The organism is Micromonospora endolithica (genome assembly GCF_003626595.1).
GTDB classification, from domain to species: Bacteria; Actinomycetota; Actinomycetes; order Mycobacteriales; family Micromonosporaceae; genus Micromonospora; species Micromonospora endolithica.
Map to the genome: position 1 here is coordinate 214,722 of NZ_RBAK01000001.1, position 14,059 is coordinate 228,780.

Here is a 14,059-nt window from a genome sequence, read left to right on the forward strand (position 1 = left end):
GACCGGCTAAGAGATCGCCCTTGTGGCGGTGACCGACCTTGCCGACAAGGTGCGCAGCTACAACCTGGCCGAGACCGGCCACAGTCGGCAAGACCACGGGGCCGGCCCACCAGGTGGCGGGCCGGCCCTCGTCGCATATCACCCTGGTCAGCCGCCGGCGATCGACGGGACGGGTGCTGGCGATCCACCGGCCACCGCGCCCGAATGCGGCAGCTGAACTGGAGCCGGCCCGAGCCCGGTCGGCACGGGCAGGGCGCTGCCCTTGACGAACTCGTCCCAGCTGACGTTCCAGGCCGTCCAGCCGTTGCCCGCCTGCAACTGCACCTCGGTGCCCTTGAACGTGACCAGGTCCCCGACCTGCGTGACGCTCATCAGCCAGTCCGCGGCGGCGGCCGAGATGTTGGTGCAGCCGTGCGAGACGTTGGTCTTGCCCTGGTCCCCCACGGACCACGGCGCCCCGTGGATGAACTCTCCACCGTTCGTGAGCCGCTGGGCGTCCTCGACGTCAACGACGTAAGGGTCGGCCGAGCCGCGGGTGTCGAACGTGGCGTACTCGTGCTTCTCCATGATCACCATCTTGCCGCTGGAGGTCGGCGTGCTCGGCTTGCCGAGGCTGACTGGAATCTTGCGGATCAACTTCCCGTCACGCATGACCGACATCTGCTTGGTGGCGTTGTCGACTTCCAGTGACACCTGCCGGCCGATCTTGGAGGTGGCACTGCGGTCCGCGTCACCGATCCGGTCCCTGCCGATCGGCAGACCCTCGAGGCCGGCGCGGACGCTGATTGTGGTGCCCGACCGCCAGAAGTCGGGCGCCCGGTAGTAGGCCTGGCTGCCATCGTCCAACCAGGACCAGGCGCCGGGCTGCGGCGGGTCGGTCTTCACGAACAACCGCCGCTGCACATCCGCTCTGGCCTCTTTCGGAATTGGCGGGTCAAAGGCGACCGCTACCGGCATGGCGGTGCCGTACGTACGTGCGTCAGCGACGTTGAGGGTGCTGGTGACTGTCGGTTTGGACGATGTCGACATTGTGGTGAAGGTCGTCTTTCGGGTGGTGCTCGTCCCGTGGTCGTCGGTTGCCGTTACCTCGGCGGTGTAGGTGCGTTGAGGGTGTAGGGGCGCGTTCGGCACCCAGGCCGACCCGTCCTCCCGCGGCTCCGCCTTGATCTGCACCCCCTTGTCGTCGGTGATCCGCACAGCCGTGACCCGACCGCCCCTCACGGCGGTGCCCACCTCGGCGCTAATGGGCACATCGCGCGTGCGGTCCGGCGGCGTAATGGCCAGTTCGGGCGGCGCCGTCGGCCCATTGGCAGGCCGGTCGCCCAATTTGCGCTCGACGGTGCAGCCCCCGAGGAGCAATGGTGCGGATGCGATGGTCACCGCAAACAGCGTCAATCGCTGCCTGATCTTCATCATGCGTCCCCCCGTGGTGACTTCCCTTCGCCACATTCTCTCTACGATCCGGCCCTAGTAGGCCGGTTTCGAGGATTCGAGGACGCCCTGATGGGCGCGTCTGCGGCTTCGCGCAGGGTAAGGATGAACTTATTGTTTCCGGTATGCGGCTGTTGCGGGCGGAGCAGGCGGCGCGTCCTACCCCTCCCCTGTCGGCCTTTCACCCGACTTTGCGCACATTCCGAAACACGAAGCGCGCAGTCAAGCGACCCGAAGAACGCCGTCCGTGGCCGACCGAGTCCGAACCCGCAGCAAAGCCTTACTGCGGTACAGACCAGAGCCCAACCGGCATTCGTACCGAAACGGGATTACGGCATCGATGGGGAGGCCAGCCGGAATAACGGCAAACGCAGAGTTCATACCGGACAACCAGTAAATGCACGATCTGCTGCCGTGCTCGACGATTGAGGATGCGAGTCGGCACAGCGAGAAAAAGGCTCCCGGCCGGCCGGGGTGGAACAAAAACCTGCCGTCGTCGCGGGCTTTCACAAAGCCAATCCCACCGATCCAGCAGACGGTTACCGTCCTTAAGGTGACCACCTCTCGCATTGCGTCGATGACGCTACAGATCTTGAAAGGCCAGGTTGATCCACCGTGGCCCGGTGTGTCGGCGTGATCTTTGCCGTCGATCGCTGTAGGCCGGGGTGATGAGGTATGCCGATGGAGGTGGGTTGTCCGCGCGGGGGCGGGCGAAGCGGGAGGCGGTGCGGCGGCAGGCGGCGGGGTGGTTCGCTGCGGGGGTGTCGGTGCCGGAGGTCGCGGCCAGGCTGCGGGTGTCGCAGACTGCGGTGTACGGGTGGCGCAAGCGGTGGCGGGCCGGTGGCGAGGACGCCCTTGCGTCAAAGGGGCCTGGTGGATCTCGGTGCCGGCTGGATGAGGCTCGGCTGCGGCGGCTGGCCGACGCGTTGGACGAGGGGCCGGCGACGCACGGCTTCGGTGATGATCAGCGGTGGACCCTGGTGCGGGTGTCGGATCTGATCGTCCGGATGTTCCGTATCCGCTACACGCTGCGCGGCACGTCGTACCTGCTGCATCGCATCGGCTGGTCGGTGCAGGTCCCGTCGCATCGGCCGGTCGAGCGCGACGAGGGTGCGGTCGCGACGTGGCGGCGGGAGGTGTGGCCGGCGGGAAAACGGTAGCGGCGCAGCGGCAGGCGTGGATCTGCTTCGAGGACGAGGCCGGTCAGACGCTGCGCCCACCGAAGGCCCGCACCTGGGGCCGACGCGGTCACACTCCACAAGTCCCCGTGTCGGGTAAAGGATCCGGAAGGATCTCGATCGCCGGCCTGGCCTGCTACAAACCCGGCCGGCGTCCCCGGCTGATCTACCGCACGATCGTCCACCGCGGCCGCAAGAACGAACGCCGCAGCTTCGGCGAACGGGACTACATCAGCCTGCTCGACGCCGCCCACCAGCAGCTCCGTGGGCCGATCGTGCTCGTCTGGGACAACCTCAACACCCACATCAGCGCCGCCATGCGGCAAATGATCGCCGCCCGAGACTGGCTGCACGTGATCCGTCTGCCCGCCTACGCCCCCGACCTCAACCCCACCGAGCAGGTCTGGTCTCACCTCAAACGCAGCATCGGCAACCTCGCCGTCTGCGGCTTGGACCACCTCCTGGCGATCATCCGCAACCGACTCAAACGCATCCAGTACCGCCCCGATCTACTCGACGGTTTCCTCACCCACACCGGCCTGACCCTCCTGCCGCACCGGCCCTAACTTGAACGGCCAACCCACTTGTCATTGCCGGCTTCAAGCCAAGCGTCAGCCGTCGCCTGCAGCCCGTCGTCTCGCACACCGGACAGCACCTGAAAAAACTTCCAGGCATACCCGTATGGGTCCTCGACCTCGACGTACCGCTCGCCCCACACAGCATCCAGCGGGCCAGCCCCGATCACGCAGCCCGCGACGCGGCACCACCGGGCCATCTCATCAACGTCTTCTACCTCGATACCGATGACCACGCCCAGACCGCGCGGCCCTGCCAGCGTCTGACGCTCCCGCGCACTGTCTGGGAACGGCATGCCCACTAACGCATCGACCAGCAGCTGCAATGGGCCCCGACGCAGGATCGCCATCAGCACCTTGCCATCCCGACCCGGCACCGTTCCGACCGGCACGAAACCGAAGCCTTCGTAAAACGTCGCAGCCGCGCCCACGTCCTCGACCCGGAGCCCGACCCGCACCGGAGGCTCATCGCTCACAGTGGCGACCCTACCGAAACGCTCCGACCGCGCGGAATCCAACCTGACCTTTCAAGATCTGTAAGTGCAGCTTTGGTTGTGCCCGTCGTGGCGATCGTGCCACCAACACGGGCGGCGGTCGCGGCGGGCGTGCCATGCCCGGCGGCCAAGCCGCCGGTGCCACCACCCGCCACACAATCCCCGCCACCGGTTGACGCCGCCCACCGCAAAGTCGGAGGGGACGCGCTGGCCACAGCAGGCTTGGCGATCCCCGCGGAGGCGCGCAGGCCACCGGCCGTGACCGCCACCTCGTGGCTCGTAGCGGACCTCAACAGTGGTGAGGTCCTTGGCGGATGTGGCCCGCACGAGCGACGAACGCCGGCCAGTGTCCAGAAGCTGCTGCTAGCCGCCGCCCTGATGCCCCGCCTCGATCCGGCCCAGGTCGTCGAGGTGAAGAGGGAGGATCTGAAGGATCTCGATCCAGGCAGCTCGTTGATGGGGGTGGTCGAGGGCGGCCGGTACTCCATCGAGAACCTGTGGTTGGGGCTCCTCCTCACATCCGGAAACGACGCGGCCAACGTGCTGGCTCGCGTCGGCGGCGCAGGCACCGGTCGACAAGGCGGCGTCGACGCGATGAATGACGAAGCCCGGCGCCTGCGCGCGAACCAGACCCACGCCGCGACGCCTTCGGGTCTGGACGGCCCCGGCCAGTACACCAGCGCGTACGACCTCGCGCTCATCGCGCGCGCCACCTTCGCCAGAGAGGACTTCCGGCAATACATGCAGACCAGGGAGGCGACGGTACCGGCGCAACGGGGAGAGCGGGCATTCGAGATCACCAACGACAACACTCTGCTCGACCGCTACCCGGGGATGCTGGGCGGGAAAACCGGCTTCACCCGACTGGCCCGGCAGACGTATGTCGGCGTGGCCGAACGCGACGGCCGCCGGCTCGCGGTGACCTTGCTCGGGGCAGAGACCGAGCCACGGGGAAGTCTGGGAGAGGCGATAGCGCTGCTCAACTGGGGGTTTGCTATCACGGCCGATGCCTCTGTCGGCCGCCTGGTCACACCCTAGGAGCACGAGTCCTCGCTGCCGGGCGGCCTCGGCCTCAAGTGCCGTCGGACTGGTGGTCCTGAGGTCGCACGCTTGCTGGCGGCGCATCGGTGCGCGCCGCCACAGCGAGGTCCAGGGGTAGTGGACCCCGGTACTGGCGTAGGTGCCGATCATGGACGAGGCGGCCGCGGTGTTGACCTGGCGATGAACGGCTGGCTCTGCCGTCCACTCCGGGTCATGTCCCGAGGAGCGCGCTGTCGTGCTGCCATGCGGTGATACCTGCTGTGCTTCGACCAGGCAGCGTGAGCCTTTCAAGGATGGAACCCCCAGCTGCCGGGCTGCTGCACGCATCGCTCAAGCAACGGTCTTGCCCCGTCGCGGGTCGGCCTGAAGCACCCCCGTCGTTTCGCGGCTTACCGTTGCACCCCTACACCGAATGGATGAGGTCGGCGCGATGTCGCGGCGTTCAGGCGCAGGTGGGGCTTAACGTGCGGGGGTGAACAGCGTGCGTGTGCCCCGCCGGCTGCTTCTAGCCGGCGCGGGCTCGGCCGCGGTGGCGGCACTTGCCGGCTGTCAGTCCAGCACGGCGACCGGGCCAAGTGCCCGTTCGACGACGCCATCGACAGGCTCCCCACCGGGGTCGGCAGGCGATGAGGCCAGGCTGCGCCGGAAGGTGGCGAGTTTGCTGGTCGTTGGATTCCGCGGCGAGCGGGTCAACGGCAACGATTGGATCGTCAAGGCGGTCAGGGAGGGTCTCGGCGGAGTGATCCTGTTCGATCAGGATCTGGAGACGAGGTCGGTGCGCAATATCCGCTCACCAGCCCAGGTCACCGCCCTGGTGAAGACCCTGAAGGAGGCTTCGCCGGGGCGGCTGATCGTGTCGATCGACCAGGAAGGCGGCCGCACGTCCCGACTCAAGCCGAGCAACGGCTTCCCGGCGACCAAGTCGCAGGCCGAGATCGGCGCGGAGAACTCCCCGCCCGCGACGCGGGAGTGGGCCCGAGGGCTGGTCGCCAGCCTCACCGAGATCGGCGTCAACCTCAACTACGCGCCGGTCGTGGACGTGAACATCAACCCGGAGAGCCGGGCCATCGGCAAACTCGATCGGAGCTTCTCCGCGGACCCGGACGTCGTGGTCAGTAACGCCAGTGAGGAGATCCGGGCCCACCGGGCCGCGGGCGTCAAGACCTCGCTCAAGCACTTCCCCGGCTCCGGTAGCGCGGCCGGCAACACGGACTTCGAGGTCGTTGATGTCAGCTCCACGTGGCAGCGAACTGAACTCGAACCGTTTCAACGGCTGATCGAGGCTGGTCTCGGGGACTCGATCATGGTCGCCCATGTGCTCAACAGGCAGCTTGACCCGACCTACCCGGCGTCGTTGTCCCGCGCGGTCGTGACAGACCTGCTCCGGGGCAGACTCGGCTGGCAGGGACCGGTCGTCAGTGACGACATGCAGGCGGTGGCGATCACCCGCCGTCACGGCTCGTCAGAGGCCGTCGCGCTGGGATTACAGGCCGGCCTGGACCTTCTCGTCTTCGCCAACCAGCAGGTGTACGACCCGGACATCGTCAATAAAACGCTCGACACCGTGGTCGGTCTCATCCGCTCCGGCCGGCTCACCGAGGCGCGCATCGACCAATCCGTCGCCAGGGTTGACACGCTCCGTCCGAAACGCTGACTGTAACGGCGGGCCTGCCTGCCGTCAGTCCAGCCAGGATCGCGTGCCTGGCTGCGGGGTTAGTCGACCAGCGCGGTCCGCGACACGTCGCCATCCGGACAGCGCGTCACCGTGGCGGCTACCGGCGGGGCCTGGCCTGCCTGGCCCAGATTCGAGGCCGACCCCAGCCGGTGCCTTTGTTGGCGCGTTTTCGCTAGCCGAGGAACTTCTGCAGCGTCTGAACCTCGTCGGCCTGAGTCCGCTCGATGGCGGCAGCCAGGTTCTTGGCTTCGGCGTTGGTGCCGTCGGATTGCACGGTGCGGGCCATCTGGATGGCGCCGTTGTGGTGGGCGATCATGAGCCGGGCGAACATCCGGTCGAAGTCGTCGCCACTGGCGGCCTTCAGCGCGGCCAGGTCCTTGTCGGAAACCATGCCGGGCATCGCGTCCGTACCGTGTATCTGGTGCCCGCCAGGGGCCTCCGTCGGCTTACCCATGGCGGTCAACCAGCCTGCCATCGTGGTGATCTCGGGGGCCTGTGCCGCTTTGATCTGGGCCGCGAGCTTCTTCAGATCGGGGTCCTTGACACGGGTTGCGGCCAAGTCGGCCATCTCCACGGCCTGCTCGTGATGGGGGATCATCATCTGGGCGAACATCACTTCAGCGTCGTTGAGTTGGGCGCTCGCGGCTGACGACGATGCGGTGGCGCCTGGGCTGGCGTTGTCTGCGGTGCCGGTCGACTCACCGCCGCCGCAGCCGGTCATGGCGAGGAGTGCGAGCATGGCGGAGCCACTCAGGAGGGTACGGCGCATCAACGAACGGTTCGTCAGACTTGCGGCCTTTCCTGGCACATTGGGGATTACGCATCTTCGCTCGTCATAGGGGCTTGCCAGCCACCGGTCGCTCAACCTTGCCCGTCCTGCGGCACCCCTACTAGCCGGGGATAGTAGTGCCCTACCATGGCGACCGGCGGCAGGGGTACGACCCCACGGACACGCGTCATGCCCACGAATGGTCGACAGAAGGATCTACAGTGCCCTTCAAGCGGCAGCCCGGGCGGCCGGACCTTGCCTGAGACATCGTCGGGTTTTCAGCGGGGTCGCCTGTCAGCAAGTCGAGCCGTAGGCTGGGCACTGCGGTACTGGCTGGTCCTGCTCCCCGCCCTCGTCGCGGCGCTGGGGATCGCCTCCCCTGCGACGGCACATTTCAAACTGAGTGAGGCCGTACCCGCCGACGGTGCGCGGGTCAACGCCCCGGTCAAAGAGATCCGACTGAGCTTCAGCGCCGAGGGCACGCCGATCGGTGCCGGCTTCAAGCTTTTCGACGGCAATGGCGGTGCGGTCACGGTAATCAGTCACACCCCGGACCGCGGTCGGACCTGGCTACTCCATCCCGCCGCACCTCTGACCACAGGCGCCTTCGAACTACAGTGGAACGTCGCGGCTCCGGACGCACATCCCCTGAACGGCACCGTCAGATTCACGGTGCGCCCCTCCACCGCTGATCCGGGAGCCACCGCTGATCCGCACACCACGGCCGGCTCCCACGGGCACGACGGCCATGGCGCGCCCACCATGCCCTCCGGAAAACCGGCTACCCCCGCCCTCGGACACCACATAGACCACAACCGCAACGCGGAGCAGGGGGCGGTAAGGCTCGTCGGGAGTCTCGGGCGCTGGGTCTCCTACGGAGCCATCCTGCTCGGTGTCGGAGGACTTGTCTTCGCGCTGACCACCCTGGTGGGTACTCGCAGTGACATCCGGGTGGTGCAGAAATGGGTCCGGGCATCCGGGCTGGCCGTGGCGGCCGGAGCAGCCCTTGAACTGCTTGCGCTCGCCGCCATCTTCAGCGAGGAGGGCACCTTTGCCTCCGCGATCAGCGCCCACGCCATCACCGCCCTCAGCCAGACCCCCGTTGGCGCCGGTTTGGCCCTGCGGTTCACCGGCGCCGCCGGCCTGCTCACCGCCGGCACGCTCGAAGCGGCACTAATCAGGGGGCGCCACGCCGCAGGACGCCATTCCGTGCCGACCGTGGCCGCGATACCCACCGACTCCCGTCCATTGGCGAGGTCGCCACGGCGGGCCCGGCCGACGTCGCCGCCCAGCGGGTACGAGCCCGAGCCGTCCGGCCCGTCCTGCTGGCCGCCACCGTGGCACTGCTGCTGAGTTCCTTCCTCCTCGACGGGCACACCGTCACCGCCGAATCCCGAACCGTCATGGTCCTCGCCGACCTCGCCCACACCATTGCCGACGCGGTCTGGGTCGGCGGTGTCCTACTGCTAACGGTCCTGCTCGTGGGCCGGGCCCGCCTGGGCGTACCGACGGGGGCCGCCGAGATGGCGGTCCGCTTCTCCGTACCGGCCACCGCCGCGGTCGCACTGACCGGTATTGCCGGCACCGCGTTGACTCTGCTGATCCTCGACCGGCCCGCGAACCTCGTGACCACCAGTTGGGGACGGGTGCTACTCGTCAAGGTCGTCTTGGTGGCGGTCGTCGCCCTGGTCGGCCTCTACAACAGCAGGCACATCCTGCCCAAACTGGATCAGCTGCCATGGACCCCACCTATCGACTACGGCGTACGTCGTGGTCGAAGCGGTTCTGATGCTCGGCGTCCTGCTCGTCACCGCGATCCTCGTCAACGCCGAAACCTGACCCAGTCAGGACCGGAGCGTCCGGGCTCCGCCAGCAGCTCCCGCTTCCGTCCCGCACAGGGGAGAGAACATGGCAGCCGCCACAGACTCACAGAGGAACGACGCAGGCAGGTACTCTTGCCGCCCGCCCTCCGGCAGGAAGAACTACCTGACGCCCTGCCGGCTCGTGCGAATACGACGTCATCGCCTACGCGCACAATCTCCTCGCCGGCGGCAGCTCAAAGCGTTGGAAGACCGTAAAGCGGTCACAGCAAGGGCGGCACTTCCGCGCCGGTCGTCCACGCCTCTTCGCCTGGGTCCCCCGCGCGCCCAACTTCGCCGGGCCAAGTAGGTTGAACTAGCGAAAGCAGCGGGTGCAACTCACCCGTCAGAGCTACCAGCGCGCGAGCCACCTCGTACGCGTCTGCTCTCACGTACGTGCTAGTCGTAGCTGCATCAGATCTGCCGGAATGCCCCGCGTATGCTTGAGCTACAGCATATCCGAATCTTCGCTCCACCCACGTTAGGGTCGTGTGGCGCAGCCAGTGAGTGCTGATCTGCTGGGTTCTCACCCAAGGCAAATGTTTGCCTAGGCGCTGCCAAAGGTAGTCGTGGCGACGGCGGGTAATCGGCCTGCCGTTTCGATACCTGAGAAGCTTGTCGTGGGAATCGGTGCCGCCTCGGTCGGCGGCAAGCCGGTCAATACGTCCCGCCAGCGTGGGAGAGATGGGTTGCCAACGCACCGTCTCTCCTTTTTCATGCAATCGCACTAGGCACTGGTCTGCGTCAAGATCGGCCCGCCGGAGCGAAAGTCCTCCGTCGCGCCTGCAGGCGGTTTCGATATGAAGACGCAACAGCAGACAATCGAGGTCAGGATCATCCCCAGTGGTAGCAGCAACATCGACAATCAGGGCTAACTGCTTCCGCGAAAGCGCGCGCCGTGTGCTGGCTAACCGTCGTGGCTTCGGGACCCGCTTTGCCGGGTTGTCGGACTCGGACATGAGCCCATCGGCGACCGCGTAGGCGTAGATGCATCTGAGTGAAGAGATGAGATGCTCGGCGGCTGTGCGGCCTCCCCGGGAGTTACGTCGGACAACAACCTGCTCCTTCATTCGCTCAGCGAACTGTTTAATCTCTAGAGGACTTGGCTCATCGATCCGTCTACTGCCCCATGCATCCCGCACCCGATTCCAGTAGGTGCCATACACCCGTCGCGTGCCAGCCGTCACTGCGGCGGATACGAGCTCAATGTATTCGGTGAACGTAGGCATCGGGCGAGCCGCAGGCGGCGCCGATAGAAGCTGCTCGGGTGTTACACCCAGCCGGGCCAACAGTAGGCGCGCCGCCCTCAAGTCCTCGCCATCGGAGCCCTTCTCGTTCACTCCTTCCATCGCGCTTCCGTTCCGCTCGCGAACATGGTAACCATCCTTTCAACAGCGCCCATGTTGTACACCATCAACGTTCCACGGATCGGATTGGCCAAGGCCAAAACTCGGTCACCGACCGCCATCCCGCAACTACGCCGCACCGACGACGGAAGCAATAGGTAACCTTGCCGAGTGAGTTTCGATCGCCCACCGCGCCGCGCCTCGACAACAACGACGCCATCTTGACAAGCGATACTGATTGGGACGTTCGCTTCCCACCCAAGGGCCCGCAGGGGGTTACGATCCGCAAGGCGACCATTCACATCGAGTGGAGTGACGGTGCCATAGATTCCCGTTGAGTGATTAACTCGCACGAGGCGCGGCAAGGGCAAGCCCTGAGCCCGGTGGGCGACATCGCTGCCAGACCCTGATTCTCTGCGCCGATTCATCGAGGCCCCCTTCACCTTGCACCCGGTTCTCCTCCGTGGCGTTCGGCCGCCATAGCACAGAAGCGCTGCCTCGGGTCCCCCTCCCCGATACGCCTACACACACCCAGCCCGTATTCGCTTTGTCGCCCGCAAGTGGTTCCGGAGCGCGGCGCAAAGTGTTATCGGTCCGACGGCTATAGGCGCCGCCTGGCTTGCTAGGTGAGGTTCCACCACCACCGAGCCTATGGAGCGGCACGACAGCATTCAAGGGAATCAAACACTGTTGGCCGTTCCATCTCGCCGGCCGCAAGCGTTATCAGCGGCCGTTTTTTATCGGCTGCCCGTAACCAACAGGCAAACACCGACAACAAGTTGATCTCGGTCGCAGTACGGCAGGCGCCCGCAGGAAGGAGCGGCGCGAGCACCACCGCCCCATGCAGCGGGAGCCCAACAGCCACCCCGGGGCGCCAGCCGTACTGCGCTTCGTCAACGGTGCAGTGCGCAGAGGTGGCACTTGACCGCCGACAGCGCGACCCCTCCCGTCGGTCGATGGTGCCGATGGTGACGGGTCAAGCTCGACATGAATAGCCGGGCTACAGCTCGGCCGGGACCGGCTGACGCCAAACGCGTCCGCTGGCCCTACAGCGCCGCCGACGCGATTTCATCGAGCCGGTCGGAGATCCTGCGCCCTTCCCCCGGCCAGCTCGGGGTCCAGCCTCGTCGGAAGCCAGGCCACAGGCGGGAGTCTCCGCTGCCAACCGTCGTCACGGACCACCGAACACGTCGACCAGGCCGTCCCGGAGACCCTCGTCCCCGCGCACGCCAGCGCAGCTGGCTCGCCGAGCATCTCGCACGAGCAGCCCGCCGACGACACCGGAAACCGCGCGACGCTGCCGCCCATCGTGCGGTTGATGACCGGGCGGACGATCTGCCGCACACCGAGTAGTGATCATTAACCGCTGTCACCGGCGACGAACTCGCTCCGGTCCAATACGCCTTCCTTGCAGTGGTCAGGCCCAATCAGGGCAGCCGGGTCTGGTGGGGTCGGCCTCAGAGCGGCCTCGTGGGATCGGAGCCGTCGCTGGCGGCCTGTTTGATCATTCGCTCCGACCAAGACATCAGCGGCGTGAGCTAATCCAAAACCTCTAATCCGTCCTAGGACAATAGGTGGTTCGCTTGCTCGCCAGTAGTTCAATGAGAAGGCTCCTGGCGCGAGCCGGCGTTCACGTTCAGTTCGGCGCGGTGGTATCGACGGCTCTACCTCCCCCTGGGCGTGCCATCAGTCAAGGGCAGAATCATCCTGACAATCGAGCCATCTCGCCCGATCGTGATCGAGCGGTTGAGTCGGGCGACGGTACGTAGCATCGGCGTGTTCTGCGCCTCGGTGTGTATGACGAGGGCACGGTAGCCGGCGTCCTCGGCATATTGGAGGAGACGCCGCAGTAGTTCGGTCCCGACGCCGCGCCGCTGCCAGTCGTCACGCACGAGAAGGCCCACCTCCCCTTCGTCTCCCTCAGCAACGAGGTTCGCCATCGCGACCGGCTGCCCTGGCTCCGCACGAGCTGCGGTGGCGAGAAGGGTCAGCCCTCGGGGAGGGTCGAGCAAGCGGCGCAGCCGACCTGGTGCCGGCGTTGACCCTCCAAGGTAGCGCTGCTGGCGGCTACGGCTCGAGCAGCGCTGGTGTAGCTGCTCGACCGCCGCCGTATCGTCTGCGGTAGCGGACCGAACGGTCAGCTCCGCGCCATCGGGCAGGATCAGGGACACGGGTTCGGTAGTCCAGTAGTTGGATGCGGCCCACAGCTCGCCCAGGTTGCGCACTTCCGCCTGCTGTACGGCATGGCCGGCTACGGCGGGGGCAGCAAGTTGCGCGAATTCAACGCCGGACAGTTCTCCTGACAAGTCCCAGAGGAGACGCGCCGCGGAGGCGTTCTGGGAGTCAGCGCTGGACTGTTCGAGCCCGACCGGTCCACGGGTGCGCCACCAACGAGTTGGCCCGAGATAGGTGCCGGACGGTACATCGGCAGCAGCGGCGAGCAGCAGCGGCCGTGCGCCGTCCTCCGGTTCCTGTCCAACGATCGCCCCTATCGCGCGCAAGGCCGCCACGCCTGCTCGGCGCCGGGCGCTTCGGGGCTTTGAGGATAGGAGCTGCGTAGCGACCCAGCCCGGGTGGCAGGCGATGCTACGCATCACGACACCGGCTGCTGTGATCTGGCGGTGGAGGTGGTAGGCGAAGAGGAGGTTCGCCAGTTTGCTCGCGGCGTACGCACGGTAGATGTCGTTGACCCGCGGGTTTGGCCAGTCTTGGGGGTTGAGGTGGGCGACGCGGTGGGCGGTGCTGCTGACGGTGACGATCCGGGCCTCAGGAGCGGCGAGCAGCCTGTCCAGCAGCAGTCCAGTCAAGGCGAAGTGGCCCAAGTGGTTGACGCCGAAGCAGGTCTCGAAACCGTCGAGCGTCCGCCATCCCGGCTCGCCGATCATCCCTGCGTTGTTGATCAGGATGTTGACATGTGGATGGCGATTCGCGATAGCGCTGGCTGCGGCTCTGACGCTTCGCAAGCTCCCCAGGTCGATAGCAACCTCGTCGATAATGGCGTCGGGGTGCTTGGATCGGATAGCTCGAGCGGCCTCGGCCATCCTGCCGGGGTGGCGGCATGCCAGGACGACTGTGGCTCCTGCCGCCGCGAGTTGCCGAGCGGCTTGGAAGCCGATGCCCGAGTTGGCGCCAGTGATCACGGCGACCTTGCCACGTACGTCGAGTTGCGATCGGAGACCCCTGCTTGCTGCCCGGAGGGCAGCGCGGGACCTCAATCCCGACGCTGCCCTCCGATCAGCATCGCGCCGAATACGGTCGGCCGACGCGGTCAACGCGCGAGTCACCACTCACCGACCCCGTAGGCTGCTTCGTAGGTGCCGAGGTTGGTCTGCATGAAGAGGTAGAACCTGGTGCCGTCCTGGACGTTGGTGGCGAGGTTGCGCCACTGTCCGGGCGGTACGTAGGTCCAGCCGTTGGCGCAGGTCGCCCGGCCGACCCACACGACGCAGGCCCAGAAGGGACCTCCCCAGGTGCCGCCGTTGCCCGTGTTCTTGACCTGGATGTCCCGGCACTGGCTGGTGGTGCGGTAGCTGCCGGAGCGTGGGAAGTAGGCGTCCTCCATGCCGTCGAACATCTGGAACGGGTCATGCATACCGAACTTCGCGCTGTAGGGGGCGCTGCGGCACCCTCCGGCGGCCTGCGCGGGTTCGGTCGTCACGACGAGAGCCGTGATGACGAGAAGCAGGGCGGT

Annotated in this window: 11 protein-coding genes and 1 pseudogene; 6 read left to right on the forward strand and 6 right to left on the reverse strand. The window is 66.6% G+C overall.

Annotated features, from left to right (window positions below; genetic code table 11):
- Positions 1-147: 147 nt before the first annotated feature.
- The gene (locus D7223_RS00980; protein WP_120725572.1) at positions 148-1,413 is read right to left on the reverse strand and encodes a L,D-transpeptidase; all 1,266 of its coding nucleotides are present in this window, start codon (positions 1,411-1,413) and stop codon (positions 148-150) included.
- Between the two features lie 710 nt (positions 1,414-2,123).
- On the opposite strand from D7223_RS00980, the gene D7223_RS00985 reads away from it, so the two are divergent.
- Together D7223_RS00985 and D7223_RS00990 are read left to right on the forward strand one after the other, a co-directional pair.
- Entirely contained in the window at positions 2,124-2,591 is a 468-nt protein-coding gene (locus tag D7223_RS00985) for a winged helix-turn-helix domain-containing protein (RefSeq protein ID WP_238161405.1), read from the forward strand.
- The gene (locus D7223_RS00990; RefSeq protein ID WP_238161616.1) at positions 2,570-3,175 is read left to right on the forward strand and encodes a transposase; all 606 of its coding nucleotides are present in this window, start codon (positions 2,570-2,572) and stop codon (positions 3,173-3,175) included. The genes D7223_RS00985 and D7223_RS00990 overlap by 22 nt, the downstream gene beginning before the upstream one ends.
- On the opposite strand, the gene D7223_RS00995 is transcribed toward D7223_RS00990, so the two are convergent.
- The gene (locus tag D7223_RS00995; protein WP_120723800.1) at positions 3,172-3,660 is read right to left on the reverse strand and encodes a VOC family protein; all 489 of its coding nucleotides are present in this window, start codon (positions 3,658-3,660) and stop codon (positions 3,172-3,174) included. The two genes, D7223_RS00990 and D7223_RS00995, sit on opposite strands and share 4 nt — an antisense overlap.
- Positions 3,661-3,696: 36 nt before the next feature.
- On the opposite strand from D7223_RS00995, the pseudogene D7223_RS01000 reads away from it, so the two are divergent.
- Together D7223_RS01000 and D7223_RS01005 are read left to right on the forward strand one after the other, a co-directional pair.
- Positions 3,697-4,713 (forward strand): annotated as a pseudogene (locus tag D7223_RS01000) (D-alanyl-D-alanine carboxypeptidase family protein); the annotation flags it as partial.
- Between the two features lie 478 nt (positions 4,714-5,191).
- Positions 5,192-6,373, forward strand: coding sequence for a glycoside hydrolase family 3 N-terminal domain-containing protein (locus D7223_RS01005; RefSeq protein ID WP_238161407.1), 1,182 nt, complete (start codon positions 5,192-5,194; stop codon positions 6,371-6,373).
- Between the two features lie 193 nt (positions 6,374-6,566).
- On the opposite strand, the gene D7223_RS01010 is transcribed toward D7223_RS01005, so the two are convergent.
- On the reverse strand, positions 6,567-7,163 hold the full coding sequence (locus D7223_RS01010) for a DUF305 domain-containing protein (protein ID WP_120723804.1): 597 nt from the start codon (positions 7,161-7,163) through the stop codon (positions 6,567-6,569).
- A gap of 189 nt (positions 7,164-7,352) precedes the next feature.
- Between D7223_RS01010 and D7223_RS01015 the strand changes: the two genes are divergently transcribed.
- Together D7223_RS01015 and D7223_RS33305 are read left to right on the forward strand one after the other, a co-directional pair.
- Entirely contained in the window at positions 7,353-8,516 is a 1,164-nt protein-coding gene (locus D7223_RS01015) for a copper resistance CopC family protein (RefSeq protein ID WP_238161415.1), read from the forward strand.
- Positions 8,501-9,241 (forward strand): CopD family protein, encoded by a 741-nt coding sequence (locus D7223_RS33305; protein ID WP_238161417.1) that lies wholly within the window; start codon positions 8,501-8,503, stop codon positions 9,239-9,241. The genes D7223_RS01015 and D7223_RS33305 overlap by 16 nt, the downstream gene beginning before the upstream one ends.
- Before the next feature lie 5 nt (positions 9,242-9,246).
- Here D7223_RS33305 and D7223_RS01020 read toward each other — a convergent pair whose 3' ends face one another.
- From D7223_RS01020 to D7223_RS01030, 3 genes are all read right to left on the reverse strand, one after another.
- Positions 9,247-10,371 carry a tyrosine-type recombinase/integrase gene (locus tag D7223_RS01020; protein ID WP_120723806.1) on the reverse strand — a complete coding sequence of 375 codons (1,125 nt, stop codon included), beginning with the start codon at positions 10,369-10,371 and terminating at the stop codon, positions 9,247-9,249.
- 1,661 nt (positions 10,372-12,032) lie between these two features.
- A complete protein-coding gene (locus D7223_RS01025; RefSeq protein ID WP_147442463.1) occupies positions 12,033-13,655 on the reverse strand; it encodes an oxidoreductase in 1,623 nt (540 codons plus the stop codon).
- The gene (locus D7223_RS01030) at positions 13,649-14,026 is read right to left on the reverse strand and encodes a hypothetical protein (RefSeq protein WP_238161418.1); all 378 of its coding nucleotides are present in this window, start codon (positions 14,024-14,026) and stop codon (positions 13,649-13,651) included. The genes D7223_RS01025 and D7223_RS01030 overlap by 7 nt, the downstream gene beginning before the upstream one ends.
- Between the last annotated feature and the right edge of the window lie 33 nt (positions 14,027-14,059).